This is a genomic window from Sphingomonas sp., from assembly GCF_036388215.1.
In the GTDB taxonomy this organism is placed as follows: domain Bacteria; phylum Pseudomonadota; class Alphaproteobacteria; order Sphingomonadales; family Sphingomonadaceae; genus Sphingomonas.
In genome coordinates, this window is sequence record NZ_DASVSH010000010.1 from 35,811 (window position 1) to 58,496 (window position 22,686).

A 22,686-nucleotide genomic window follows, 5' to 3' on the forward strand; every position below is an offset into this window, starting at 1 on the left:
TATTTAGTGCGCCCCGGCCTCCTACCTGTTCGCCATGCCCGATGCCACCCCGGCCACTGCCCTGCACGATCGCGCCCTGATCCGGCTCAGTGGCGAGGATGTTCGCGGCTTTCTCCAGGGGCTCGTAACGCAGGATGTCGAGAAGGTAGCTCCCGGCTCACCGCAATGGAGCGGATTGCTGACCCCCCAAGGCAAGGCGCTGTTCGACTTCATCATCTGGGATGACGGCGCCGATCTGCTGCTCGACTGCGAAGATCGCGAAGTGGAAGCGCTGATTCGCCGCCTCTCCATCTATCGCCTCCGCCGCCCCCTATATGTCGGACTCGAATCAACGCTGGGCGTGCATTGGTCACCCACGAAGCGCGCGGATGCCCCTCGGGATCCCCGGCTGCGAGATCTCGGCTGGCGATGGCTTGCCGAGCAGCATGGTGAAGACGCCAGCGCGGCATGGCGTGCGCACCGGCTGTCGCTGGGCGTCACCGAAGGGGTGGCCGAACTGGGCCAGGACAAAACGCTCTGGCTGGAAGCCAACGCCGCCGAACTGAACGGCGTGAGCTTCGCCAAGGGCTGCTATGTCGGCCAGGAAAACACCGCACGCATGCACTATCGCGGGAAGGTCAACCGCCGATTGGTGGTGGCGCCACTGAGTGAGGCGGGTGATCGGACCCGAGTCACCTATCTGGAACTCGGGTTGATGGTGGAACTGCGGCGCATCGAGGCGTTGGGCGACGCGCTGGTGCCGGAGTGGCTCGGGGCAAGCCACTAATAAGCTGCTACCTGCAAAACGGGCCGTGCGCACAACACCTACGCTCCAAAGGCTTTAGCAGGTGGGATTGGCAGGCGTGGATGGAAATGGAGCGGTGCACTACCACGAGCGCCGAAGATGCCCAGCGTGGCCTAACTGCAGTTAGGCATACTTGCGGCGCAGCGCGACCGAGCGCGACCGAATTGACGGCAATCTCATCATGCGCGTCCTGCTCGCCACAATTTCTTGATAGCTGATCAAGTCTTCACGCGAAGCTTCACGCTTCACAATCTTTGCGATCAACTCATCCAGCATCTGGTCCATCTCAGATTCGCGCGAGTGCGTCCGTGGCATATCAGTCATATCTGACATTCTGGCGCTCCTACAGGTTAACAGTCGTTGAATCAGGACGATACAGAGTGAGAACGATTCTCAATAAGCGTGGTCATGGCTCCTATCGCACATCGCTGCCGCCAAAGCCACCATGCCCGCCAGCGATCTGACGGGCTCCGTAGTCTTTAATCCGGTTTCATCGTCGGGTGTAAAATGGTCAACTCGATCACTGGTTGCAACGACGACGCCCCAAGGACGGTCCTGCCCATCTACCTTCACCGGAACGGATACGATGGACCTATAGCGCTCGTCATCATAATCGCGGGCTCCGGCAGCAAGATTGAACATGGAGCCCAAGCTTGCACTCTGCAGGTTCGGAACGATGATCTCGCTCCGATTGGAATAACTGATGCCTGACACTCCGATGCCTTCTGACCAAGGCCTGGCTTCCGACGCGTTACATTTGATTGCTCGATTATGCGCTACACATATAAGATCATACCGGTCAGTTTGCGGATTTAGGGACGCTCTATAGACGCAAATCGTCCACCGATCAGCCTGCTGGAAGCCCATCGAGATCGGCAGCGAGCGTAATGTTGTGTCCATGAAGGCGGACAGCACATCCTCAATCTTTACGCGGTCAGTTACCGCCGCGCGTTCCAGCACTCTGCGCATCTCTGAAACGGACTGATAGAGTTGAATGCTCGCTCAAGCGTTTCTTCATATGTGGTGAAAAATTCAACAGCGTCAGATATCTCTCGCGCTTCCTCCGTCGCTTGGCGGGCGGCCGAAAGTTCTTCTGAAGCATCGTCATCCGTGATGAGTGAGAAAATAGCTCCGCAGAGCACTAAGAGAGAACCTGTAATTCCTACCGCTTGGAGGGTAGTGATGTTCCCATTTGGGGGTATCTGAAGAAATTGGGCCGTGCTTACTACGGCGGAGGCTACCGCAACAAACATGCCTTTGACAAACAAGGAAGCGACTTTAAAGCGCCGAGCGCGCTTCTCGAATAGCTGAGAAAGGCGAACCGAAGTTTGTGCTAGTCCGTCAGCCAAGTCTGCCCCCTATAGTAAAAAGTAGAGTCCTTCTCCTTGCCGCTGTCAAGCGCCCCGCCAGCTCGCTATGTGACACTGAGAAGCATAACGCTTTCTGCCACTAGCATCGCTTGCGAGCCCCTCGCCACGTGGCGGTTATCTGCACTCCACCCAAGGTTTCGACGTATAGGTGTCCAGGGCGCAAACCCCGCTACGTCGCGGCGCGCTTTTACTGCGATCGTGCGATCCTGATGCCACCCCAGAGCCAGTCGACCTCGGGTGCCTTATCGAACAGCCAGGCCCGCACGGGCATCGCGCCAGCCACCAGATACCGGCAACTTTCCCGATTGCCCGCTGCTATGGAGGAATCCGATAAGCGGCGGATGCCGTAAAGCCGAACGCCGGGCATGCCCAGCGCAATAGGGGCCAGCGCCGCTTCGAGTGCCGCCATAGCTGGTCGGGCCGCGCCCGGGAGAAGCTCCGCTCCGTCGGGTCCGAGCGCAAGGAGGCCGGGTCGCGCATGCGCATCTGATACCCTCTTGGCGCAACGATGCACATGCAGCCAACCGGCAAAGAAAAAAGGAGGCCGGTCGCCCGGCCTCCCCCAAATCCTGTCAGTCCGTATGGACCGGCCTGGCTTAGTAGCCCGAGCCGGGGCCGTACATGACTTCCACGCGACGGTTCTGCAGTTCGCGAACACCATCGGCGGTTTCGACGCGCGGGCGGCTTTCGCCGAACGCTTCGGTGCCGATCTTCTCGCCTGCGATGCCGCGGCTGGTCAGGTAAGCCTTCACTGCGTCCGCACGACGCTGCGAAAGGCCGACGTTGTAGCTTGCCGAACCGGACTTGTCGGCATGGCCAGCCAGCATGACCTGCGTGTTGTTGCAGTTCTGATAGTTGCTGATGGCGTTGTCGAGGATCGAAGCCGCTTCCGGCGTGATGTCCGACTTATCCCAGTCGAAGAACACGATATACGGTCCGGGCGTGCACTGCACCACCACCGGAGCCTGGGTCGGCTCGGGAGTCGGGGTCCAGGCCGGCGCCGGCGTGGGTTCAGGCGTCGGAACGATCACTTCTTCCACGGGTCCGCCGAAGTTGAAGGTCAGGCCGCCCATGATGCTGTGCGAACGATACCGGCCATTTGCCGCACGACCGAGCGCATCGGTCATCTGCAACTTGTCGGCATTGAAGAAGCGATACTTGAGCGAAACGTCAATCGAGTCCGAAAGCGGCGCGCGCACGCCGGCAATCGCCTGCCATGCGAGCACGGTGTCCGAATCGTTCAGGAAGTTGCCGCGAGCATCAACGTGATAACGGCTCTTGACGCGAGCAACGCCCACGCCGCCGCCGACAAAGCCCTGAACGCCGTCATCGTCGCCGAAATCGAGCATGCCGTTGACCATGAAGCTCAGTGCCGAAGTGCGGCCGCCCGTCTGCGCATAGGTGCCCGGCGCCAGGTTAACTGCGCCCGTCGGCAGAGTAACGAGCGAGCGGGCCGAAATCACTTGCGCCTGGCGATAGCCGACTTCGGCTTCGGCGCGGAATCCGCCAAAGTCGTAACCGACAGTCGCATCGACATCCCAACCGGCACGGTGGTCGATCTGAATCGCGTCGTTGGTCGCGCCGATATCGAACTTGATATCTTCCACGATCATGGTGCCGCCTTCGACGCCTACATACCACGCATCGTCGCGAGCGAGAGCGGGCGTGCTGAGCGCGGTGGTCGCAAGTGCCAGAGTGATGGCGAACTTCCGCATGTTAATCCCCTTTTTGAGTTGTCCTATGGACAGCGACAAACTCACTACCGAAATGAAGGTTTCCGCGCAAGCGCACAAATCCTGGTACTGTTGCATGAACGTCACAGGTCAGCCGGAGGCGACCAGTCCATGTTCGCGCATGGCATTCAGCACGGCCAGGATAACGGCCCGCGCTTCGGCATCAACCACTGCTCCCCCGCTTGGTTCCGCGATTGCCTCGGCCTGTGGTCCGACGATCTGCAGGCCCTCCACGAACAGGCGTCCAAAGGTCTTGCCGATCACCCAGCCGCCTCCGCTAAACAACGCGAATCCTTCGCTTTCCCCCAGCCACAGCCGCATTCCGGCACAGGGGTCTAGAAAGCGCCACCCGCCTTCCGTCCACCCCGCCACTTCGTGCGGGTGGCCCTCCCACGCGCCTTCCGGAGCGCCGCCCAGAATCCAGCATTGGCCGGGTTCCGGAGCCTCGGGCGGGGTCTCGGCGCCGGCCGCCATCGCGAAGCCGTTGAGCGCCAGATCGACGCGCGTCAGCGCTTCATTATGAGACATCTCCTTTTGCGCCTGTCCCGCCGCGAGCATCGGAAGGGCGAGTCGGGGCGTCGTAATATCGGTCATCAACCTTCTCCAAATGCCGGAAGTATCAGCGTGGCGGCCCGCGAGAGCCCGTGCGTGCCGATTTGCTGGACGGTCACCTCCACGGCTGTCGCGCGGTCCGCTGCGGAAAGCAGAAATACGGAGGAAGCCGCCTCTTCGAAGCGCGCCGTCCCACCCTCCGGGGCGATAGTCACGCGATAGCGCTCGCTCTCCTCGCCGAGCGGCGCGTCCATCCCGTCGATCCAGCGCCAGCCGCTCCTGCTGCGCCGTACCCAGGTGACGCGCGTATCGCCGCTCGCCTCCTGTCGAGCCGCGACGTGAACGGGCGAAGGGGGCGCCAGCCCGGTGCCGGAGATCGCGGCCTCGGCCTCGGCGCCCTCCACGCCATCGCCCGCGCCCTGCGCCAGCACGCTTAGGGTGCCGCCGATCGCCGCCAACGGCAGATCGCGCATCGCCAGCGTCTCCGGGTCGATCAGGACGAAACGGTCCCCCGCGGTCTGCGTGCCGATCGCGGCTTCGGTTCCGCGCCGCCCGCGCCACAATCTGCTCAGCCGCCAGCGCGCCCCGCCCAGCGGCTCCGCCCGGCCGAACTGAAGCAGCTCGTCCCCCGCCATCGCCAGATTGGCCCCGGCGTCGAGCGCCGCTGTGTCCGCATCGGCCAGCACCATCTCGTCATGCGCCAGCTCCACCTCGATTGCGTTTCGCCGATCCTCGATCGCTGCTGGCCCCGATCCCGGCGGCACGGCGATTTCGCCCAGGATCGCCGGGGCCGCCGTCGATCCCGCCGCCGCCCAATGCGCGCCGCCGTCCAGGCTGGTCAGCAGCGCCGCGCTTCGCCAGCCCGGCGCAGTGCCGGCCGCCGCGATCGCGAGCCGCGGCGCGCCGGCGGGCGCGTCGTCGAGCATCGGCAGCTCGAATGCATGGATGCGCGTGCTCCCCAGCGTCACGTCGGGCGCCGCGAGCACCCGCCCGCCGCTCGCCGCCACGGGCAAGGCCGCAGGCGAGACCGCGACGCAATCGAGCGTGACCGCCATTGCTTCCAATGCCCAGCGATCGACGCGCCAGATCCCCGGCGCGCCCTCGATCGCCACGCGCTCCCCGGGCCGCACCGCCAGATGCTTCCAGCCGAGCGAGACGCTCCGCCGCTCGCGCTCAACATCGAAGCGGGCCAGCGCGCCCTCGGCGATCGTCTTCGCCGCCCCCGCATCGATGGCCGCGGGCAATTCGATTCGCGCCTCGCGGGTCCCGGCCCCGGGCCTGGCGGCGCGCTGCACGCCCAGCTGATAGTCGCGCGCGGGATCGTAATAAGAGAGCGTCAGCATGCGCGGCGCGGAGTCGGCGGCGGCGAGCGCCCGCTTTTCGCGTCCGCCCGTCCGCCCGCGTGCGCGCATGCCTTCATCCGGCAAGCTCAGTACGGCTCCCGCCCCGCCGATCAGCGCGAGCCTGTCGGCATCGCTTCGAAACCACCCGCCGGCCGCACCCGCCAGCGTCTCGGCGACCGCGCGCAGGCTCGCGCCATAGGCCGAAAAGCCGCCTAGCGGTTCCGTCGCCTCCTCGCATGCGATCGCGCCTTCGCCAATCTCGCGCAGGATCGCGCCAGCCTCGACAGGGGTCGCGTCGGCCGTGACTTCGAACGTCAGCGACGGAATCCGATTGCCGAAATCTCCGAGCTCGAGATCCTCGAACACCGCATAGGCGATTCCCCGGTGCGCGGGTGCGGCGCCCACGCCCTCGGCCGCGGCAATCAGCGGATCGGCCTCCTGCGCCTCGCTCCCCAGGTGCAGCCGAAAGGTCGTCCGCGCCTTCCAGTCCCCCGCGCTCCCGCGCAGCAATTTGCCGTCGGCCCAGATGCGCCCGATGCCCAGGATCGGCCGCGCCGAAAGCGCCACTGCAAAGCTCGCCGTATAGGAATAGGTGGTCGTGCTCGTCCGGCCCTTGCCGCCGCCGCTCGTCCCGCGATGCTCCACCAGGTCGCTGGCCCAGATCACGCAGCCCGCCACGCGCATCGTGCCGAACAATTTGGGGATCTGCGTGCCATAGCTGCTGGTCTGCAGCTTGAGTTCGCTCAGCCGCGGGCCTTCGCGCCCCTTTGGCTTGAACAGCACTTCGCGATCGATCACGCCGCCAACGACCGAGCCGATCGCCGCACCCACCGGCCCGCCCAGCACGCCGCCGGCGACCGTCAGCACCAGAGTCGCCATCCTAGTTTCTCCCTTGTTGCAGCGCCGGCCCGCTCCCCCGCCCGGCCACCCATATGATACTGCCGTTGGGTGGCCGCGTGGGGGAGCGGGCTGGCGCCGTCACGGCGAAGCGGTCAAAGACGCCCAGCGCGCGATCACCGGCCAGGGGATTTCTCCCGGCCGCTCGACCACGCGGCGCAGCATCGCGTCGGCATGGATGATCCCGCTGCCGCTATCGATCGCCAGATGAAGCTGCGCCGGGCTCACGCGCAGCAGCAGCAAGCCGCCCGCCCTGCGCTCCGCCGCTTCCACCAGCCCCAGCCCCGCGACGACCGCGCGCACCCGCGCCACATCGCCGCTGCGCAGTGCATAGCCTCCCGGCGCTTCCGTCCCGAACGCCCACGCCGCGAGCCCCACGCAATCCAGCCCGCTCGCCGGATCGCGCCCATGCAGCCTGAAGGGCGCGCCTATCGCGGCGCGCGCACGTTCCACGATCATCCGCCCGGATAACGCGTCAGCAGGTCGGTGCCGGGCAGGTAAGGCTCGCCGCGAAAATTGGCGGCGTTGCCGAACCGCGCCGCGCACGTCGCCAGGCTCTTGTCGCATCCCTCGATCAGCTCGATCCGCCCCGGGCTGTCGAAGCGGGGCGGGCGCCTGAGCGTCACCGTCGCGCCGTCAGAGCGGGCAACCCCCTCCTCGATTCCCGAATTCGCGCCCCCGAACCAGCGCAGCCGCCCGCCGCCATAGCAATTCGCAAGCGGCTCGGTCGCATCGAGCGTGAGCACCGCCCCCTCGATTCCGGTCACCGTTGCGAACCGCCGCCGCCCGGCCATCGCCATGCGGCACCTCCTGTCGCCCAGCTCGGCGCGGCATTCGGGGGAAGTTTCCTCCACCACCGGCCGCTCGAGCGCCGCCGCCACCCCCTTCAGTTCGGCGGTGAGCATCTGGCCCTCGGTCTCCACCGATCCGATCACGCCCTCGCCCAATGTCACGGTCTCGCCCGGGGCGGTCCAGTCGGTGGCGAACACGTGCACACGCGCGCCGTCCCAGCGCCCGGCAAGCAAGTCCGCCTCGCCGATCGCCGTGCTGCTCAGCGCGCCGGTCACGTCCATGCTGTCCGCATCCAGCGAGGCGCCGCGCAGGATCGCGCTCGGCGTCATCCCCGGCGCCGCGCGATAGACGAGCCCGCCGATCGTCAGGTCGCGGTCGTGTGCGGTCAGCCCGATCGTCACGCCGTCGCGCCGCTCGATCCGCCAGCACAAGGCCAGGCTGGTCAGCGCCCCTTCCAGCCAGGTCATTCCCGCACCTCGATCAGCGGCACGCTCACCGCCGCCCCCGCCAGAAACGTCGCGCGGTTCACCGTCAGCCGGTCCTCGGCAAAGCGCACCGGCACGTCGAACACGAAACTCGCGCGCACTTCCGCGGCCGCATCCGGGGCCTCGTCGAGGGTCACCACGCCGCCCGCGCCCAGAGTGAAATCCTCGGTCGCCACGCCATCGACCGAAACCTGCACCGTCCCGCTCACCGGCCGCGTGATCCGCCGTGTCACGTCGCCATAATGCTTCGCCAGCGCGAAGCTCGCGGTCTCGCCGTCGCCCGCGCCGATAAGTTCGTCCGCGCCCTGCCAGTCGAAGGGATCGCGCAGCCGAAACCCCTTGGCCGGACCCATCCTCGCGCGGAAAAAGGCGAGCAAGGCCGCGATATCCGCTTCGGAGCGCACGCCTGGTCCCACGTCATAGTGCGTCCGCGCCTCGGCCCACTCGGCATTGCGCGCCTCGGTCCCGCCCGCGCTCGTCACGATCGCGGTTGAAACCTCGGCCGCCACTTCCGCCTCGCGCCCCAGAGCCAGCGGAAACAGCACGTCGTCGAACGCTTGCACATCACTCTCCTGACTGAAATGGATGAAGCCGTCGCGGACCACCTGCGGCAGCGCCCAGATGAAGGTCTCCCCCACGCCCCGCGCCCGCGCGCGCTCCGCCGCCTCGTCGATATGCTGCCAGGCGGCCTTGCCTTCGGGCGCGAGCACGAAGCCGCTCAGATAATGTTGCTGCTCCGGCGGATAGCCCAGCCGCGCTTCGGCGAGCGCCACGCCGCGATCGCTCGCCGCCGCATTCCCCGCCGCCGCCCAGTCATAATCCTCGAGCTGCAAGACATCGAAGGCGGGCCAGGCCCAGCCGAGCGGCATATTCGCCGCCACATTCCCCATCACGGTCGGCAGATAGACGAGCAGCAGCACTTCCGCTTCCGGATGCGCGTCCTTCACTGCATCGCGCAGCGCCAGCGTCGAGTCCGCCAGCAGCGTGCCGGGATCGCCCTCGCCCACGGAAGCGTCATGCACGCACAGGCTCCCATCGGGCAGCGTCCACCACCAGGGCTCGCCGATCTGGAAGCGCACCGCCAGTCCCGCATCGTCCGCGATTCCCGCGAAGGCGAGCGCCACTGCGCGCAGATACGCCATCGCCCCCGCATGCGCCGGGGACAGCAAAGTCGATGGCGGCTCCCACCCCGTCAGCGCGGGCTCGCCCGAAGCCGCGCGCTGCTTCCAGTCGCCCCAGCAATGCTGGTCGAGCAATTCGTAGCTCAGCGACCAGATCACCGAATAGCCGAGCGCCCCCGCCCGCGCCGCGAAATCCGAAGTCCAGGCCGCGCACGCCACGTTGATCGCGCTGTCGCCGATCGCGACATAGCCTCCGTCGAGCCGGAAATAATGGCTCATCCCCACATAATGCAGGATCGTCCCGCGATAGCCGAGCTGCAGCATGTTCCGCAGCACGCGGGCGGGCGTCAGATGATAGCAATCGTCATAGCCATTCGCGATCCGGAGGCCATGCTCGGGCACCACCACATCGCCGATCGCCAGCACGGAGCCCGGCCCCATACAGGCGATCTCGGACAGTTCGGCCCAGGCCTCCACCGGGCCCAGGGCGGCATCCACGCCGCTATACCCCTCGGGCACCAGCGACACGAACATCCGGTCCACATCCCCGGCCCAGACCGGGTCGGCCTCGCCGGGCAACAGGAACCCGCCATCGAGCGCGGCGAAATCCAGGCTGACGACTGCGTCTTCGGAGTCGCCCTCGGCATAGTTCCACAACCGCACATACCAGGCCCGCGCCGCGCCCTCGGCATCGCGCCCCTCGATCGTCAGCACCGGGCCATTGACGGCATCGAGCGCGAGCAGCCCCGAAGACCGCCAGCGAAAGCTGAGCCGGCAGGCGCGAAAATCCCGGCTTGTCTCAAAGGCAAGCAAGGGATGATCGTGCCGATCCTCCGCCTCCCAGATCAGCCCGCCGATCTGGTCCTGCCGATAGAATACCCCATCTACCCGCAGCGCATCATGCGCAGTCGTGGTGACGGCCGCCATCATCGGCCGCGGGAAATTGACCGTCCAATATGCCGGATCGAACCGCGAAACCACGCCCTCGATCTGCCCCCTGCGCGCTTCGGCAAGCCAATGCCCCATAATCATCCTCCTTAAGCCCCTCCCCTTCAGGGGAGGGGTTGGGGTGGGCCTGTCCCAATAGGCCGCGGTTTCGATGAGACTGACCTGCCCCACCCCCAACCCCCTCCCCTGAAGGGGAGGGGCTTTTAGTTACTCCACCCCCGCCAGCACCGCCTTCACCGCGCGCGCCACTTGCCGGCTCGATTGCGCCAGCGCTCGCGGTGCATCCCCCGCACCCGCATTCACGATGATCGACACGCGCACGTCGCGCGCACCCCCGCCACTAGGAACCGCCACCTGCCCCGCGCTCGTCGGCACGAACAATTCCGGCCCTCGCTCGCCCACCCAATAGGGCCGCATCGGGCTCACCGGGCCGCCCGTCGCGCGGCCCGGCGCGCCGAACAGCCCGGCCACGGCCCCGGCCAGCACCGCGCCGAACCCGCCCGGCTGGCCCCCACCCGGCTGGCCTCCGCTTTGCATCGCCGCGCGCGCGATCTCGTTCATCACGCTCAGCGCCACTTTGCCGAGATCGTCGAAGCCAAGCTTGCCGGTGCGCACCGCGCGAAGCAGCGCGCCTTCGATCGCGCGGCCCGCGCGGTTCGCGCCCGCTTCCATCGGCCCTTCCAGGCTGCCGCGCATCTCGGCCACGTCGCGCGCAAAGCCCGCCGTGTCGGCGCGCACCGATACGATCAGCCGCTCGATTTCTTCATCCATCGGGAAATTGCTCCTTGAGCCGTTTTAGCGTCGCCGCGTCCACGGCGTCCGCTCCGGCCTCCCCCTTCAGCGCATCGATCAGCGCGCCCAGTTCGGCCGGCGTCGCGCGCCAGAATTGCTCGGGGGCCCAGCCGAACATCAGCCCCGCCGCGCCCGCCAGTTTCGCGGCGGCCTCGGCGAAGGAAATCATCGCCCCGCCAGAATCTGGCCGATCAGGATCTTGAGCGCCGGCATGTTCGCCGCCAGCCCGCGCGTCGCCACCGCATCGGCAAAGCTGTCGCGCGTCAGCCCCTCCGGCCGCTCCTTCAGGCAATGCCAGAACAGGGCGACCATTTCGGACAAGGAAAGCCGCCCGTCCGCCGCGCGCTCCACGCAAGCGAACAAAGGCCCCACTTCGGCTTCGGCCGCCACCAGCGCCTGAAAGCTCGGCCGCAGCACCAGGGTCTCGCCGCCCACGCGCAGCTCCGCCTCGCCTCGCATGGGATTGCTCCCCTCCCTTCCAGGGAGGGGCTGGGGGTGGGTGGAAGTCTCACCGAGACCAGCGCCAGCGCTCACGAGCTCACCACCGCGCCCGAACTCTCCAGGCTCAGCGTATAGCTGCGCTCGCCATTGAAATCCCCGGCATAATCCAGCCGCGTGACCAGGAACTTGCCCGTCATCGTATCGCCGCTCTCGAAGCTCAGCCGGTAATCGTCGAGCACGCCGGAAAGCGCATTGGCCTTCACCCGCGCCTCCGCCGCCGATCCGGTGAACACCCCCGCGCCGCTCACGCTGACCGATCGCACGCCGGCTCCGGAAAGCAGCTCGCGCCACCCGCCCGAATCCTTGCTGGTGATCGCCACGGCCTCGCCATTGACGCTCAACTGCGTGGTCCTCAGGCCCGCCACTGTGGCATAGACCACGGGCGTCGCCCCGTTCCCGACCTTGAGCAGGAACGCACTACCCTTTTCCGCCGCCATCACTCGTCTCCTTCCAGAATTCGCACACGATATTCGATCACCGCCATCCATTTGCCCGGACCTTGGCCCGCCATCCGGCTGCGCAAATGCGCCAGGCTGGCAATCCGCCATCCGTCGAGCGCGCGAGGCATCGCTTCGATCGCCGCGCCCGCCATGCCCGCCAGCTCCCCCAGCCGCGCCGCCCGCTCGGCATGATCGCGCAGCATCACTGCGATCCGCACTTCGCGCCCGCGCCGGTCCTTGGTGCCCCAATCGCTCGCCAGGGTGTCGCCCAGCTCGGCATAAGGCGGGCTGGCGCGCACCGCCGGCCCGTCGAACACGCCATTGAGTCCCGCCATCAGCGCCGTGTCGCCGCGCAATGCCGCCGCCACGGCTTCGCGAACCGCTCCTTCGGCGTTCATCGCAGCCACTCCGAAATCCATCGCAGCCGTGCATCGCTCAGCCAGCGCCGCCGCATTCCGCGGCCTTCGATCGTAACGCCGCTTTCGCCGGTGGAGACTCGCGCATCGGGCAGCAGCGCCTCGATCGCCGCACCCGCCCGTGCCGCGGCTCGCGCCTGCACGCGCCGCCCGATTCGCTCAAGCCGAGTCACGCGCGGCGCTCCGGCGCCAGCCGCACGCGCCGATACGGCCGCCATAGCGCCGCCACCGCCGCCGGCGGCCCGTCGCGCCCGTCGCGGTCGGCATAGAGATATTCGACGAGCCGGGTTACGCCCTGGCCGATCGGCGCGGGAACGGCTCCCGTATCCGCCGCCATCCCCGCCTCATAGGTCACTCGCACCCGCCCGGCCGCGCCTGGGCGCATCACGCGCACCCAGCCGTCGCCGGCGGCATCCACGTCGATGGCGTAGGCGTCGGGCGACAGCGCGAAGGCCGCGCCCTCGGCGGGCACGCCTTCCACTGCGGTGATCGCGTGCACCGGCCCTGTGCCCAGCCGCTGCCAAGCCCCGCTCGCCGGCAGCATGTCCTGCATCTCGCGCGCCACCAGCGCCTGTCCCAGATAGGCTTCGCACAGGCCGGTGGCGGTCGCGACCAGCCGCTCGATCAAGGCGTCCTCGCTTGTCCCTTCAAGGCGCAGATAGGCCTTGGCGTCGTCCAGCGTCATCGCGCCTCTCCCAGGTCAGAAATTGGAGCCGAAGGTCATTTCGAGCGCCTGTGGCGCCCTGAACGGCGGCTCGCACCAGCTTCCCGGCGGCTCGAAGCGCACTTCGATCGCGCCCTCCTCCTTGGAAATCGAGCTGTCGAACCACAAGGGCGCTGTCACGCCGCTCACGCTGCGCGCCACCAGCGCGGTCGCGGGATGGTCGCCGATCAGATAGGTCAGCACGCTTCCCGATCGGACGATCCACGCCGTGCCGGCGTGCGTGCTCGGCGTCGGCACATACACGCCGCGTTCGTACACGTATAAATCGCCGCCATAGAGGTGCGCCGAATAGTCCATCTGCCCGAATCCCAAGCCTTCGCCAGGCTCGATCGAGAGCCCGAAGAACAGGCTGTTCGGCGCGCTCAGGTCACGCACGCGGAGCACGCAATCGCCCGCGATCGCCGCCGCCGACACCGCCGATGCGTCGAAAGCCGCCGATCCGGCGGTCTTGTCGATCCGGTAGCTGCCGTCCCCCAGCGCGGTGACCGCCGTCGATTGCGCATCGACGATCGCGACCATCAGTAGAGCGCCACGATATCGGTGGCGGTGGTGCCGGTCGCGCGCACATGGCTGGCGCGGAACGGCAGCACCGATCCGCTCGGCACGTTCTTGAATATTGTGTCCGCGGATGCGTTCACGCCGCGCGCGGTCACGATGCCGCCGGTGCCGATAAACAATGCCTTGGGAATATCGGTCAGCGCATTGCCGTCATGCGGCGTCACCGCCACGCCCCGCGTCGCCGGCGCCGACACGCGATCGGCGGCGTTGGAAAATTGATCTGCCATTTTCTGTCCCCTGCCGCGAAGCGGCTTTTCAGAATGAAGCTGGATTTCACGCGGAGGCGCGGAGGCAGAGATTAGCGGTGCCCCCGACGGCCCCTTCTTCTCCGCGTCTCCGCGCCTCCGCGTGATCATTCTCTCCTTACGAAGCCGCGAACTTGAGCAGCTTGATCGCCTCCGAATTGCTCACCATCCCGCCCACGCGCTTGGTCGCGTAGAAGTGGACGAAGGGCTTGTTCGAATAGGGATCGCGCAGGATCTGCGTCTCGCCGCGCTCGGCGATCAGATAGCCCGCCTTGAAATTGCCGAATGCGATCGACAGCGAATTGGCGGCCACGTCCGGCATGTCCTCCGCCTCGACCACCGGATAGCCGAGCAAGGTCGCCGGCTGGCCCAGGCTGAGCGAAGGCGCCCACAGGAACGCCCCGTCGCTGGTCTTGAACTTGCGGATCTTCGCCAGCGTCGATGAATTCATCACCCAGCTCGCGCCCTGGCGATAGGGCGCGCGCAGTGTCTGGACGAGATCGATCAATTTCTCCTCTGGGTTCGCGGCAAACGCGCCCGCCGCCCCGCTCGCCACATATTGCAGCTGCCCGAACGCCCGCGCCGCATCGCCCGAGGACGAAGTCGTCGCCTGGAGGAAGCCCAGGGGCTTGTTGGTCCCGTTGCCGTTGACGAACGCGGTGCCCTCGGCCGCGGCGAATTCGCGCGCGATCTCGCCCGCCAGCCAATCCTCGACCTGGAAAGCCGCATCGTCGAGCATCGCCTGGCTCGCCGCCGGATTGGCGAAGAGCTCGCCCGAGGGCGGCGCGACTTCGTTGAAGGTCGGCGTCGCCGTCTCGGCCCGCGCGCCGGTCTCGGCCGCCCAGCCCGAAGCAAAGCCGCCGCTGGTCACCAGCTTGCGATAGCCCGACGATCCGACCTTCACGACGTTGGAGATCGCGCGAATGGGCGAGATGCTCTTCAGTGTCGCGTCGATCAGCGCGTCGATCTCCTCGGGCACCGCATAGCCGCCCGCCGCATCGCTGGCTCCGGAAAGCGCCTTCATCTCCAGCGCGCCGCTCCCTGAGCGCACGAACGTCTCGAACGCCGCGCTCGCCACCGGCCGCCCGCCCATCAGCATAGGCCGCGCCGCCGGCAACCCGGCCCGCTCCACCGCCTCGAAGCTCGCCTCGAGACTGTCTGCCTTCACTTCGATCATGCTCATTCTCCCGCTCACGAAAAGGAAAGGGGCCTCGCCGCGGCGAAACCCCTGGTTGCACGTTGAAAAGCCGGCCTTATTCTGACCCCTTCGGGGGCCCGGCGCATGTCTCAGTTCGAATTCTTCACCGAAGTCAGCGGGGCAGCGCAGCTGGCCCGCGTCGCGGACGAGGCCGGCCGGCCTCGCGTCAGCGAGGTCCGACGGCGTCGGATTTACTCCGGCGCCGCGCCCGCCATGATGGGGACGCCCGCATGACCCAGTTCGAATTCTTCATGACCTTCTACAGCCTGCTGATCGGCATCGCCGTGGCGGAGCTGCTGCTCGGCTTCTCCGGACTGCTGCGCCACCGCGCGCGACCCAGGCTCGGCCTGCTCACGCCGCTAATGGGCGTGCTGATGTTCGTTCAATTGCTCGCGCTCTTCATCGATGCCTGGATGAGCCTCAAGACGATCGAGATCGACATGATCGCGCTCGCGGTGCCGACGGCGATCGGCGTCTGCGTCTTTGCCGCCAGCACGCTCGTCGTACCGAAAGACCCGTCGGAATGGCCCGATCTCGACGAATATACCTATCGCAACCGCCGCTGGACGCTCGGGCTGTTGTTCGCCGCGAACCTGCTCATCATGGTAAACGAGAGCAGCCGAGTGCCCGCGCAGTTTCTGCTGCCCTACGCGCTGGTCAATCTGGTGGCGCTCAGCCTCATGACCGCAGGGATGCTGCTTCGCCCACGCCTGGCGGTCGCGATCTCCCTTGGCGGGCTGATCCTGGTCTACCTCAGCACCTACGGCAACAGCGGCCTGTCGCTGTTCGGCCTCTTCGCGTGGCTCACCTCATGAGCCAGTTCGAATTCTTCATGACCTTCTACGGCCTGCTGCTCGGCCTGGCGACCGCCGAGCTGTTCGGCGGCTTCGCCAGCATCCTGCGCGAGCGTGCTCCGCCGCGGCTCGGGATCATCCTTCCGCTGGTCGGCGTCATCGCGCTGATCGAGATCATGGCCACCTTCATCGATGCCTGGATGTCGCTCAGGGGCATCGGGATCAATATGCCGCAATTCGCCGTGCCCATGCTGGTCGGCCTCGTTTATTTCGTGCTCGGCGTCGTCATGGTCCCTCGCCACCTCGACGACTGGCCCGATCTCGACAGCTATTTCGATCGCCGCCGCCCCTGGATCGTCGGCCTGCTCCTGGCCGCCAATCTGTTGCTGATGATCACCGAGATCACTGCGATGGTTCAGGGCCATCGCGCATCCGATCCGGCGGAGCTGACCGCCTATGCCCTGCGCAATTTCTGGTTGTTCGCCAGCTATGCAATGCTCCTGCTCTCGCGCCGCCGGTGGCTCGATCATGCCGCCGCCGCCTCCGTCCTGACCTTCTATTTCGTCAGCTACATCGTGCGTCCGTTCTTCGGCTGATCCGCCAGCGCATGCAGCGGCGTCGCCACCTTCGCCGCATTCCGTTACGAACCGCTCTTTCGCTTCCCGTCGATCAGGACCGCCTGTTGCCATCGGCTCGGCGCCTTGTCGGTTCGGTGGATGCAGCCCGCCCAGCAGCAGGGCCGCTTCTTGCCCTCCAACAGTTCCTCGCAGGTTCGTGTAATGCGGCGTTGACGCGTCGCCGGCTGTTTCGCGTCATCGATCCAGCAGATGAATTCGTTCCGGCCCAGCGGCGTCAGGCTTTCCCACAGCGCAAGGATTCGGGGATCCGATCGAACTACCGCTTGAAGATCGTCCCCTGCCTCGTGAACCGTGCCATGGGAAAAGGATTTGCCACCAGACTCCAGGCATTGCCTCTCGCCAGCACCGTTCATAGCGCAATGCCCATGATGGCGCGACAACAGACATGGCCCATCTCCGCGCGGCCCGATCATGGCGCCCTGGCCGTTGCATGCACCCGCGCCAGCGGCTGCATCGGGCTCGTCACCAGGCTGACTTCCATCAGCTCCAGCTGCCTGATCTCGCGCACCCTGCCCCGCCGCGCCTCGCGCACCCGATAGCCGAACGAAAGCCCGTTCACCGCGCCCGCGCGCACCAGCCCCGCCAGCTTGGCATCCTCGACTCGCCCGATCACCCTAAGCCCGCGCGAATCCTCGCCCAGCCACTCGATTTCCCCCACCGGCGCGCCCGCATGCTGCCACAGCAAGGGCACCTTCCCCGCCACTCGAAACGCCCCTCGCCGAACCACATCTCCACCCCGGTCCACTGCGTCGAACACCGCCGCATAGCCCGCGAAGCGCACCCGCTCATCCTGAGCTTGTCGAAGCCTCCGCTCATCCTGAGCCTGTCGAAGGATCATTTCAGCCAGCCCGGAAACCCCAGCTTCACCGCCAGCCCCACCAGCACCAGCGCCGCCAGCATCCGCCCGCCCCAGGCGAACGCCGCCTTGAGCGCCGATCGCTTGGCGTCGCGCCAGGCCCCTAGCAGTTCGCGCAATTCGCCCATGTCCTTGCTGGCGCCGGTATCCCCTAGCCCCAGCTTCTCCAGCGCCCGTCGCGCGCCCAGTTCGCCCGCTTCCTCAGCGATCGCGCGCAGCGTCGTGAGGTCCGCGCCCGCTTGCTCGGCCTGCCCCATCATCTGCGCCAGCACCATTTCCTCGCTCATTTTGTCCTCCTGGCGGCCAATCAAGAAAGTCCCACCATCTCTCGCTTCTCTTCGGGCGTCAGGAAATCCGCCCCGCTGACCTGTCGCCAAAGCCTCTCGCGGTCCTCGGCCAGCGCAGTTACCCGATCCACGTCGATCGCCAGGCTCGCGTCCGGAAACCAGGGCGCGAGCGCCTGGCGCAGCCCGCCCAGGATATTCTCCGCCAGCGGCAATATCGCGAGCCGCCAGAGCGCCCGGTTGGCCTCGCGGTAATTGGCGTAGCTATTGTCTCCGGGCAGCCCCATCAGCATCGGCGGCACGCCGAATGCGAGCGCGATTTCGCGCGCCGCCGCCGCCTTCAGCCCCACGAAATCCATGTCCGCGGGCGAGAGGCTCATCGCCTGCCATTTCAGCCCGCCCTCCAGCAGCATCGGCCGCCCCGCATTGCCCGCGCCCTGGAAGCCCGCTTCCATTTCGCGCTTCAGTCGCTCGAATTGCTCGCCCGAAAGCGCCGCGCCGTCGCCCGTGTCATAGATCAGCGCCCCGCTCGGCCGCGCCGCATTGTCGAGCAGCGCCTTGTTCCATCTGGCCGCCGCATTGTGCACCGCCACCGCGCCCGCCGCCGCCCCCAGGCAGCCGAGCCCGTAATGATCGTCGAGCGGATTGAAGGCGCGGATATGCGCGACCGCCGCTCGCCCAGCGCCATCCTCCGAAGCCAGCCGCGAAACATGCCCGCGAACCCGGTATCGATACGCCACCGGCCAGCCATTGGCGTCCGGCTCCACGGTCACGCGCTCGGGCCGCAGCGCGAACAATTCGGTCACGCGCCCGGCATCGTCGCACAGCAATTCGACATAGGCATTGCCGTGCAGCAGCAGATGCGCCGCCACCGTCTCGATCAAAACCTGCCCGCCCGATCGCGCGGTCACCAGCGCCGCCAGCGCCGGATCGGATGCCGACAGCGGCGCCCCGCTTACGCCCTCCGCCACCAGCCTCACCGCGCGCTGCGCCACCGGATTGCGGCAATAAGCCTCGCGCACCTGCGCCTCATAGCTTTGCGGCCAGTCGCCCGCCGTCGCCATGCCGGCGCGCGCCAGCGGCAGCCGCACGCCCCAAATGCCATTGGCGCGCGCGGACTTTCGTCCGAACCATTTCATGCTGATCTCCCAAAACTTCTACGCCCCTCCCTGGAAGGAGGGGCTGGGGGTGGGTCGATGCACGCGATACGGTGCCAGCCAACCGGAGGATGCGGTACGCCGAGACGAGACTCACCCCCGACCCCTCCCTTCCAGGGAGGGGAGCTCGATCCCTAAAGCTTGCGCCCGAACCAGATCACGTGCCGGGGCCCCTTGCCGTTCGAGCGCGCCCGCACCGCGACTTCCTCCACCTCGAACCCCGCGTCGCGCATCCGCCGTGAAAAGCGCTGGTCCGGCCCCGCCGACCACACCGCCAGCACGCCGCCGGGCTTGAGCGCGCGCAGCGCGGTGCCCAGCCCCGTCATCGTATAGAGCCGATCGTTGGCCAGCCGCGTCAGCCCGTCCGGGCCATTGTCCACGTCGAGCAGGATCGCGTCATATTCCTCGCGCGCCGCGCCGATGGACGCCGCGACATCGCCTTCCATCAGCCGCACCCGCGGATCGTCCAGGCACTCTGCCGTAAGCTCCGCCATCGGTCCGCGCGCCCACTCCACGATCTTGGGCACCAGCTCGACCACGACCAGCACTGCGTCCGCCCCGGTGCGGGCCAGTGCCGCCCGCAGCGTGAAGCCCATGCCGTATCCACCGATCAGCACGCGCGGCGCATCGCCGGCAAGCCGTTCCAGCGTCATCTCCGCCAGCGCTTCCTCCGAACCGCTCATCCGGCTGTTCATCAGCTCGTTGCGGTCGAGCACGATCATGAAATCCTTGCCGCGGCGAAACAGCCGCAGCTCCTCGTCGCCGCCTGGCACTCGGGCCGTATCGATCAGTTCGCGTGGCGTCACTTTCGCGCGCCATGGGCTGGGGCGCCGCTCATCGCGTGATCTCTCCGCCCGCCACCAGCGCCAGGAAGGTATCGCGCAGCGGCTCGGATGCATTCTTCAGCATGCGCCGCGCCCGGGCGTCATGCGCGTCGGGCGGATCGCTCGCATTCCGGTGCACCATTGCCCAGCTTCCGAACTCGCGATCCGCGATTTGCCGGTCGTGCAGCACGACGATCGCGCTGTGGCGGTGGTCCGACAGGATCCGGCCGAACGTCTCGCCAACGCTTTCGCTGGTCCCCTCCAGCACCTGGAGAAAATGCTTGCCGTCGGACCACAGCAGTCCGGTGATCCCCTCGATCGCATTATGGTGCCGCGATTGCGCCAATATCCCTTCGATATCCGCCGCGTTGCCGGGAAGCGTGCTGGAACTGATATATAGAAGCTGACGCACTTGGCCCTCGTCCCTGCGGCGATTGGGCGACAGGCTAGAGCGCCCGCGGGCGCGGATCAATATTCCCCCGCCGCATTGCTCCGCGCCATCTCGGGCTCGGGGGCGGGCAGCATCCCGGTGGGGCACCGCCCGATGCTCGCCGCGACTTCGATTTCGGAGAGCATCCCGTCGCCGTTCAGGTCGGCGCAGGCCCGCGATCCGCCTTTGAGCAATTCGCCCAGCGTCAGCCGCCCGTCGCCGTCGCGGTCCTGCTCCATATAGCCTGCGATCAGCCAGGCCCTGAGCGTCGTCCAGCCCTGCCCCGTCCGCCGCTCGGGAGGGAAGGCGCGCTCGACCATTCCGGCCACTTCGCCGCGGTCGAGCGCGCCGTCGGCGTTGCGGTCCTGCGTCGCCAGCGCGGCGGCATAGCCCGCGCTCAGCACCTGGCTCGCGCCCAGCCCGGCGCAGCTGCTCGTCATCATCCCCATCATGGTCAGCAATCCGCCGCCCAGCAACGCGCACAGCGCCGCCAGGCCGTGGCGCGCATCGGCGCGCACGGCCAAAGGCCATTTCAGCATCGTCCTTCTCCTATCTGGTTTGGGACGCACCAGCCCGCTGGTGCGGCAACCTCATCAAAGACTTCTCACCGCCGCCCGCCCGCGCCGCGACAGCATCAGCTCGGTCAGCGCCCACACGCATGCGTCCGCGCGGTCCGGCGAGCGCCCCGGTCCTTCATAGCCGCCGCCCGCCTGCAGCCCGCAAAGCTCGTCCTCCAGCTCGGGGAAAATGCCCGCATGCCAGGCTTTGCCCGCTTCATAGAGCATCGCCACCGGCTCGGCCCGCGCGCTCTTCCCCCGGCTGGCATGCACCAGCCTGACGGGCAGCCCGGCCTCCGCCGCGCGCAGCACGCTCTCCACCATCGAACCGCCCTGGTTTTTTTCGGCCACCACGCGATCGGCCCCGTGGCGCGCGGCGCAAGCCGCCACCGCGCGCGCCCAGCCCTCGGGCGAAGCGCCGTGCACGCTCGCATCCTCGATCACATAGCCATGCCCGTCGCGCCCCAGACCCACCGCGACGATTCCGCAGGCGTCCCCACCGCCCGGCGTCGCGCTTCCCCCCGGCGGATCGACGCCGATCACCACGCGCACCAGCTCCGGCGCGGCCTTCACGCGCCGCGCCTCGATCAGCTCCCGGCTCCACAGCGCGCCGACGATATCGTCGAGCAGCTCGCCGTCCAGCTCCTGCCGTCCTTTGCGCGTCCCGCCATATTCGGCCACCATCGCGTCGATGAAACTCGCCGGAAGATGCGGATTATCGAGCGTCCGCCCGCGTGTCTCGCGCACGCCTTGCATCGCCTTCACCCGCTGCATGAGCTGTGTCGTGCGCGGCGTCGTCGTCACCACCACTTGGGCCCGCCCGCTGCGCAGCCCCATCATCAGATTGTCCCAGGCCAGCTCGCCGCGCGCCAGCGGGCCTCCACGCCATTTGCCCAATTCGTCGCACCAGGCCGCATCATGCTCGGGCCCGCGCAATCCGTCGGGCGCTTCCGCCGAAAAGACCGTGGCGATCGCGCCCGAGTCAAAATGCAGTTCGCCCGCCTTCTTCAGCCAGCGCGGGCGCTCGCCGTCGCGCGCCATGGCCAGCAGCCCGGCCGGCCCCTCCACCATCACGCGCCGCGCCTCGTCGAAATTCGCCCCGACCAGCGCGATCCGCGCCTTGGGCCGCTCGCGCGCGATCCGGCTCACCCATTCGGCGCCCGCGCGGGTCTTGCCAAAGCCGCGCCCCGCCTGGATCAGCCAGATCCGCCAATCGCCCTTGGGCCATAATTGCCCTTCATGCGCCCAGAATTCCCACCACTCGTTGAGCGTACGCAAATGCCCCGCCGGCATCTGCCGTACGAGGCGCACGCGCACGCTGCGCGGTTCGCGCGCCAGCCGCTTGAGCGCGCTTCCCGGCCGCCGCCGCATCATGCCTTCGCCTTTCGCGTGCGCCGGCGCGCCAATATGTCGAGCTTGGCATGCAGCGCCGCCTCGGCTTCTGCCCGCGTCGCCCGCGTCAGCGGCCCGCCGCGTCCGCCTTGATCCTTCTCCCGGGCGCGCCGGTGCCGGTCGAGCATGCGCATCGCCAGTTCGGGATCGAACGCCGGCGCATCGCCCGCGCCTCCCTCGGTCGCGCCGCCGGCGATCCGCAGCAATTGCTCCTCCAGCCGGTCATATCCGGCGAGCAGCGCGGTGCGCCACTCGGCCGCAAACCCCGCGTCGAGCCGCCGCAGCCGGTAAAGCGAAGGCGTCTGCATCCCCACCGCCCGGCACGACGCCGCGACGTTGCAACTCTGCGCCAGCAGCACCAGAAACGCCTCGCGCTTTGCCTCGGTCCATTGATACCCCGGCGTCGACCGCACCGGCCCCTTATCCTTCGCTTCCCCGCTCCGCTTCGCCAAATCCGTCACTCCCCCAAATGCGAAAGGGCCGGCGCACGCATGAGGCCCGAGGCCAGCGCCCAGCGCTGGACAAGGACCAGCCGAATGCCGGCCGGCGTGACCCACGCCACGACGACGAGTTGCTGGTGCCGAGTGCCCCGCACTCGGCAGTCCATGCCGGGGGCATGGGCGTTCCAGCAACTGCTTTGCCGCGGCGCGTCCCGTCCCGTCTGTTGTGATTTTGATGCTGTCGTAGTCGCGGCCCCCGGCCCCGACTCGCAATTCTTCGCATGAGGCCCAAGCCTAGCGCCGCTAGGCACGGACCAGCCGAATGCCGGCCGGCGTGGCATCGCCACGACCGACGCGGCTTTGCCGCGGCGCCGTTTCCGACTCGCAATTCTTCAGCGTGCCTAAGTGGTACCTG

General features: G+C 67.4%; 31 protein-coding genes. 3 read left to right on the top strand and 28 right to left on the bottom strand.

All coding sequences use genetic code 11. The features are described from left to right. Positions 1 to 34 precede the first annotated feature (34 nt). Positions 35 to 766 (top strand): folate-binding protein, encoded by a 732-nt coding sequence (locus tag VF617_RS03655; protein ID WP_331013506.1) that lies wholly within the window; start codon positions 35 to 37, stop codon positions 764 to 766. Between the two features lie 141 nt (positions 767 to 907). On the opposite strand, the gene VF617_RS03660 is transcribed toward VF617_RS03655, so the two are convergent. The 18 genes from VF617_RS03660 to VF617_RS03745 all read right to left on the bottom strand — a co-directional run bounded on the left by VF617_RS03660 (position 908) and on the right by VF617_RS03745 (position 14,878). Continuing rightward, on the bottom strand, positions 908 to 1,117 hold the full coding sequence (locus VF617_RS03660) for a hypothetical protein (protein WP_331013507.1): 210 nt from the start codon (positions 1,115 to 1,117) through the stop codon (positions 908 to 910). A gap of 60 nt (positions 1,118 to 1,177) precedes the next feature. Beyond that, on the bottom strand, positions 1,178 to 1,744 hold the full coding sequence (locus VF617_RS03665; protein WP_331013508.1) for a GAF domain-containing protein: 567 nt from the start codon (positions 1,742 to 1,744) through the stop codon (positions 1,178 to 1,180). 1,006 nt (positions 1,745 to 2,750) lie between these two features. Beyond that, positions 2,751 to 3,869, bottom strand: coding sequence for an OmpA family protein (locus tag VF617_RS03670; RefSeq protein ID WP_331013706.1), 1,119 nt, complete (start codon positions 3,867 to 3,869; stop codon positions 2,751 to 2,753). Positions 3,870 to 3,977: 108 nt separating this feature from the next. Next, the gene (locus VF617_RS03675) at positions 3,978 to 4,481 is read right to left on the bottom strand and encodes a DUF2793 domain-containing protein (RefSeq protein WP_331013509.1); all 504 of its coding nucleotides are present in this window, start codon (positions 4,479 to 4,481) and stop codon (positions 3,978 to 3,980) included. Then, positions 4,481 to 6,661, bottom strand: a complete 2,181-nt coding sequence (locus VF617_RS03680; RefSeq protein ID WP_331013510.1) for a phage tail protein — start codon at positions 6,659 to 6,661, stop codon at positions 4,481 to 4,483. Before VF617_RS03680 ends, VF617_RS03675 begins: the two co-directional genes overlap by 1 nt. Positions 6,662 to 6,760: 99 nt before the next feature. Continuing rightward, positions 6,761 to 7,138 (bottom strand): peptidoglycan endopeptidase, encoded by a 378-nt coding sequence (locus VF617_RS03685; RefSeq protein WP_331013511.1) that lies wholly within the window; start codon positions 7,136 to 7,138, stop codon positions 6,761 to 6,763. Next, the gene (locus VF617_RS03690) at positions 7,135 to 7,938 is read right to left on the bottom strand and encodes a DUF2163 domain-containing protein (RefSeq protein WP_331013512.1); all 804 of its coding nucleotides are present in this window, start codon (positions 7,936 to 7,938) and stop codon (positions 7,135 to 7,137) included. The genes VF617_RS03685 and VF617_RS03690 overlap by 4 nt, the downstream gene beginning before the upstream one ends. Then, positions 7,935 to 10,103 carry a DUF2460 domain-containing protein gene (locus VF617_RS03695; protein ID WP_331013513.1) on the bottom strand — a complete coding sequence of 723 codons (2,169 nt, stop codon included), beginning with the start codon at positions 10,101 to 10,103 and terminating at the stop codon, positions 7,935 to 7,937. Before VF617_RS03695 ends, VF617_RS03690 begins: the two co-directional genes overlap by 4 nt. A 129-nt stretch (positions 10,104 to 10,232) precedes the next feature. Then, positions 10,233 to 10,796, bottom strand: coding sequence for a tail tape measure protein (locus VF617_RS03700; protein WP_331013514.1), 564 nt, complete (start codon positions 10,794 to 10,796; stop codon positions 10,233 to 10,235). Then, positions 10,789 to 10,986, bottom strand: a complete 198-nt coding sequence (locus VF617_RS03705; protein ID WP_331013515.1) for a phage tail assembly chaperone — start codon at positions 10,984 to 10,986, stop codon at positions 10,789 to 10,791. Before VF617_RS03705 ends, VF617_RS03700 begins: the two co-directional genes overlap by 8 nt. Continuing rightward, entirely contained in the window at positions 10,983 to 11,276 is a 294-nt protein-coding gene (locus VF617_RS03710) for a gene transfer agent family protein (protein ID WP_331013516.1), read from the bottom strand. Before VF617_RS03710 ends, VF617_RS03705 begins: the two co-directional genes overlap by 4 nt. A 71-nt stretch (positions 11,277 to 11,347) precedes the next feature. Further along, complete coding sequence (locus tag VF617_RS03715) at positions 11,348 to 11,755, bottom strand: phage major tail protein, TP901-1 family (protein WP_331013517.1); 408 nt, start codon at positions 11,753 to 11,755, stop codon at positions 11,348 to 11,350. Beyond that, positions 11,755 to 12,156 carry a DUF3168 domain-containing protein gene (locus tag VF617_RS03720; protein WP_331013707.1) on the bottom strand — a complete coding sequence of 134 codons (402 nt, stop codon included), beginning with the start codon at positions 12,154 to 12,156 and terminating at the stop codon, positions 11,755 to 11,757. The genes VF617_RS03715 and VF617_RS03720 overlap by 1 nt, the downstream gene beginning before the upstream one ends. After that, the gene (locus tag VF617_RS03725; protein WP_331013518.1) at positions 12,153 to 12,347 is read right to left on the bottom strand and encodes a hypothetical protein; all 195 of its coding nucleotides are present in this window, start codon (positions 12,345 to 12,347) and stop codon (positions 12,153 to 12,155) included. Before VF617_RS03725 ends, VF617_RS03720 begins: the two co-directional genes overlap by 4 nt. After that, the gene (locus VF617_RS03730; protein WP_331013519.1) at positions 12,344 to 12,859 is read right to left on the bottom strand and encodes a head-tail connector protein; all 516 of its coding nucleotides are present in this window, start codon (positions 12,857 to 12,859) and stop codon (positions 12,344 to 12,346) included. Before VF617_RS03730 ends, VF617_RS03725 begins: the two co-directional genes overlap by 4 nt. 15 nt (positions 12,860 to 12,874) lie before the next feature. After that, positions 12,875 to 13,417 carry a hypothetical protein gene (locus VF617_RS03735; RefSeq protein ID WP_331013520.1) on the bottom strand — a complete coding sequence of 181 codons (543 nt, stop codon included), beginning with the start codon at positions 13,415 to 13,417 and terminating at the stop codon, positions 12,875 to 12,877. Beyond that, positions 13,417 to 13,683: a spike base protein, RCAP_Rcc01079 family gene (locus VF617_RS03740; RefSeq protein WP_331013521.1), complete on the bottom strand. Its 267-nt coding sequence runs from the start codon at positions 13,681 to 13,683 to the stop codon at positions 13,417 to 13,419. The genes VF617_RS03735 and VF617_RS03740 overlap by 1 nt, the downstream gene beginning before the upstream one ends. Before the next feature lie 136 nt (positions 13,684 to 13,819). Next, positions 13,820 to 14,878, bottom strand: a complete 1,059-nt coding sequence (locus VF617_RS03745) for a phage major capsid protein (RefSeq protein ID WP_331013708.1) — start codon at positions 14,876 to 14,878, stop codon at positions 13,820 to 13,822. A 251-nt stretch (positions 14,879 to 15,129) separates the two neighbouring features. On the opposite strand from VF617_RS03745, the gene VF617_RS03750 reads away from it, so the two are divergent. Together VF617_RS03750 and VF617_RS03755 are read left to right on the top strand one after the other, a co-directional pair. Then, on the top strand, positions 15,130 to 15,714 hold the full coding sequence (locus tag VF617_RS03750; RefSeq protein ID WP_331013522.1) for a hypothetical protein: 585 nt from the start codon (positions 15,130 to 15,132) through the stop codon (positions 15,712 to 15,714). After that, complete coding sequence (locus VF617_RS03755; RefSeq protein ID WP_331013523.1) at positions 15,711 to 16,289, top strand: hypothetical protein; 579 nt, start codon at positions 15,711 to 15,713, stop codon at positions 16,287 to 16,289. The genes VF617_RS03750 and VF617_RS03755 overlap by 4 nt, the downstream gene beginning before the upstream one ends. Positions 16,290 to 16,333: 44 nt before the next feature. Here the strand turns inward: VF617_RS03755 and VF617_RS03760 are convergent, their stop codons facing one another. From VF617_RS03760 to VF617_RS03805, 10 genes are all read right to left on the bottom strand, one after another. Next, positions 16,334 to 16,684 carry a YdeI/OmpD-associated family protein gene (locus tag VF617_RS03760; RefSeq protein ID WP_331013524.1) on the bottom strand — a complete coding sequence of 117 codons (351 nt, stop codon included), beginning with the start codon at positions 16,682 to 16,684 and terminating at the stop codon, positions 16,334 to 16,336. A 56-nt stretch (positions 16,685 to 16,740) separates the two neighbouring features. Then, positions 16,741 to 17,169: an HK97 family phage prohead protease gene (locus VF617_RS03765; RefSeq protein WP_331013525.1), complete on the bottom strand. Its 429-nt coding sequence runs from the start codon at positions 17,167 to 17,169 to the stop codon at positions 16,741 to 16,743. Beyond that, positions 17,166 to 17,474: a DUF6127 family protein gene (locus VF617_RS03770; protein ID WP_331013526.1), complete on the bottom strand. Its 309-nt coding sequence runs from the start codon at positions 17,472 to 17,474 to the stop codon at positions 17,166 to 17,168. Before VF617_RS03770 ends, VF617_RS03765 begins: the two co-directional genes overlap by 4 nt. 20 nt (positions 17,475 to 17,494) lie before the next feature. Next, on the bottom strand, positions 17,495 to 18,610 hold the full coding sequence (locus VF617_RS03775) for a phage portal protein (RefSeq protein WP_331013527.1): 1,116 nt from the start codon (positions 18,608 to 18,610) through the stop codon (positions 17,495 to 17,497). Between the two features lie 152 nt (positions 18,611 to 18,762). Beyond that, positions 18,763 to 19,434 carry a spermidine synthase gene (locus VF617_RS03780; protein ID WP_331013528.1) on the bottom strand — a complete coding sequence of 224 codons (672 nt, stop codon included), beginning with the start codon at positions 19,432 to 19,434 and terminating at the stop codon, positions 18,763 to 18,765. Between the two features lie 28 nt (positions 19,435 to 19,462). Beyond that, entirely contained in the window at positions 19,463 to 19,864 is a 402-nt protein-coding gene (locus VF617_RS03785; protein ID WP_331013529.1) for a BLUF domain-containing protein, read from the bottom strand. A 56-nt stretch (positions 19,865 to 19,920) separates the two neighbouring features. Further along, a complete protein-coding gene (locus VF617_RS03790; RefSeq protein ID WP_331013530.1) occupies positions 19,921 to 20,421 on the bottom strand; it encodes a hypothetical protein in 501 nt (166 codons plus the stop codon). 54 nt (positions 20,422 to 20,475) lie between these two features. Beyond that, positions 20,476 to 21,813 carry a DNA-packaging protein gene (locus VF617_RS03795; protein ID WP_414713943.1) on the bottom strand — a complete coding sequence of 446 codons (1,338 nt, stop codon included), beginning with the start codon at positions 21,811 to 21,813 and terminating at the stop codon, positions 20,476 to 20,478. After that, positions 21,810 to 22,244: a hypothetical protein gene (locus tag VF617_RS03800; RefSeq protein ID WP_331013531.1), complete on the bottom strand. Its 435-nt coding sequence runs from the start codon at positions 22,242 to 22,244 to the stop codon at positions 21,810 to 21,812. Before VF617_RS03800 ends, VF617_RS03795 begins: the two co-directional genes overlap by 4 nt. 44 nt (positions 22,245 to 22,288) lie before the next feature. Beyond that, the gene (locus VF617_RS03805; protein WP_331013532.1) at positions 22,289 to 22,426 is read right to left on the bottom strand and encodes a hypothetical protein; all 138 of its coding nucleotides are present in this window, start codon (positions 22,424 to 22,426) and stop codon (positions 22,289 to 22,291) included. Between the last annotated feature and the right edge of the window lie 260 nt (positions 22,427 to 22,686).

Excerpts from the sequence above, each read along its gene's own strand:
- VF617_RS03795 (WP_414713943.1), bottom strand. The coding sequence starts at position 21,813 with ATGATGCGGCGGCGGCCGGGAAGCGCGCTCAAGCGGCTGGCGCGCGAA.
- VF617_RS03700 (WP_331013514.1), bottom strand. The coding sequence starts at position 10,796 with ATGGATGAAGAAATCGAGCGGCTGATCGTATCGGTGCGCGCCGACACG.
- VF617_RS03740 (WP_331013521.1), bottom strand. The coding sequence starts at position 13,683 with ATGGCAGATCAATTTTCCAACGCCGCCGATCGCGTGTCGGCGCCGGCG.
- VF617_RS03765 (WP_331013525.1), bottom strand. The coding sequence starts at position 17,169 with ATGATCCTTCGACAGGCTCAGGATGAGCGGAGGCTTCGACAAGCTCAG.
- VF617_RS03730 (WP_331013519.1), bottom strand. The coding sequence starts at position 12,859 with ATGACGCTGGACGACGCCAAGGCCTATCTGCGCCTTGAAGGGACAAGC.
- VF617_RS03735 (WP_331013520.1), bottom strand. The coding sequence starts at position 13,417 with ATGGTCGCGATCGTCGATGCGCAATCGACGGCGGTCACCGCGCTGGGG.
- VF617_RS03655 (WP_331013506.1), top strand. The coding sequence starts at position 35 with ATGCCCGATGCCACCCCGGCCACTGCCCTGCACGATCGCGCCCTGATC.
- VF617_RS03790 (WP_331013530.1), bottom strand. The coding sequence starts at position 20,421 with ATGCTGAAATGGCCTTTGGCCGTGCGCGCCGATGCGCGCCACGGCCTG.
- VF617_RS03770 (WP_331013526.1), bottom strand. The coding sequence starts at position 17,474 with ATGAGCGAGGAAATGGTGCTGGCGCAGATGATGGGGCAGGCCGAGCAA.
- VF617_RS03755 (WP_331013523.1), top strand. The coding sequence starts at position 15,711 with ATGAGCCAGTTCGAATTCTTCATGACCTTCTACGGCCTGCTGCTCGGC.
- VF617_RS03775 (WP_331013527.1), bottom strand. The coding sequence starts at position 18,610 with ATGAAATGGTTCGGACGAAAGTCCGCGCGCGCCAATGGCATTTGGGGC.
- VF617_RS03745 (WP_331013708.1), bottom strand. The coding sequence starts at position 14,878 with ATGATCGAAGTGAAGGCAGACAGTCTCGAGGCGAGCTTCGAGGCGGTG.
- VF617_RS03675 (WP_331013509.1), bottom strand. The coding sequence starts at position 4,481 with ATGACCGATATTACGACGCCCCGACTCGCCCTTCCGATGCTCGCGGCG.
- VF617_RS03760 (WP_331013524.1), bottom strand. The coding sequence starts at position 16,684 with ATGAACGGTGCTGGCGAGAGGCAATGCCTGGAGTCTGGTGGCAAATCC.
- VF617_RS03680 (WP_331013510.1), bottom strand. The coding sequence starts at position 6,661 with ATGGCGACTCTGGTGCTGACGGTCGCCGGCGGCGTGCTGGGCGGGCCG.
- VF617_RS03695 (WP_331013513.1), bottom strand. The coding sequence starts at position 10,103 with ATGGGGCATTGGCTTGCCGAAGCGCGCAGGGGGCAGATCGAGGGCGTG.
- VF617_RS03660 (WP_331013507.1), bottom strand. The coding sequence starts at position 1,117 with ATGTCAGATATGACTGATATGCCACGGACGCACTCGCGCGAATCTGAG.
- VF617_RS03720 (WP_331013707.1), bottom strand. The coding sequence starts at position 12,156 with ATGAACGCCGAAGGAGCGGTTCGCGAAGCCGTGGCGGCGGCATTGCGC.
- VF617_RS03670 (WP_331013706.1), bottom strand. The coding sequence starts at position 3,869 with ATGCGGAAGTTCGCCATCACTCTGGCACTTGCGACCACCGCGCTCAGC.
- VF617_RS03685 (WP_331013511.1), bottom strand. The coding sequence starts at position 7,138 with ATGATCGTGGAACGTGCGCGCGCCGCGATAGGCGCGCCCTTCAGGCTG.
- VF617_RS03705 (WP_331013515.1), bottom strand. The coding sequence starts at position 10,986 with ATGATTTCCTTCGCCGAGGCCGCCGCGAAACTGGCGGGCGCGGCGGGG.
- VF617_RS03710 (WP_331013516.1), bottom strand. The coding sequence starts at position 11,276 with ATGCGAGGCGAGGCGGAGCTGCGCGTGGGCGGCGAGACCCTGGTGCTG.
- VF617_RS03750 (WP_331013522.1), top strand. The coding sequence starts at position 15,130 with ATGACCCAGTTCGAATTCTTCATGACCTTCTACAGCCTGCTGATCGGC.
- VF617_RS03715 (WP_331013517.1), bottom strand. The coding sequence starts at position 11,755 with ATGGCGGCGGAAAAGGGTAGTGCGTTCCTGCTCAAGGTCGGGAACGGG.
- VF617_RS03690 (WP_331013512.1), bottom strand. The coding sequence starts at position 7,938 with ATGACCTGGCTGGAAGGGGCGCTGACCAGCCTGGCCTTGTGCTGGCGG.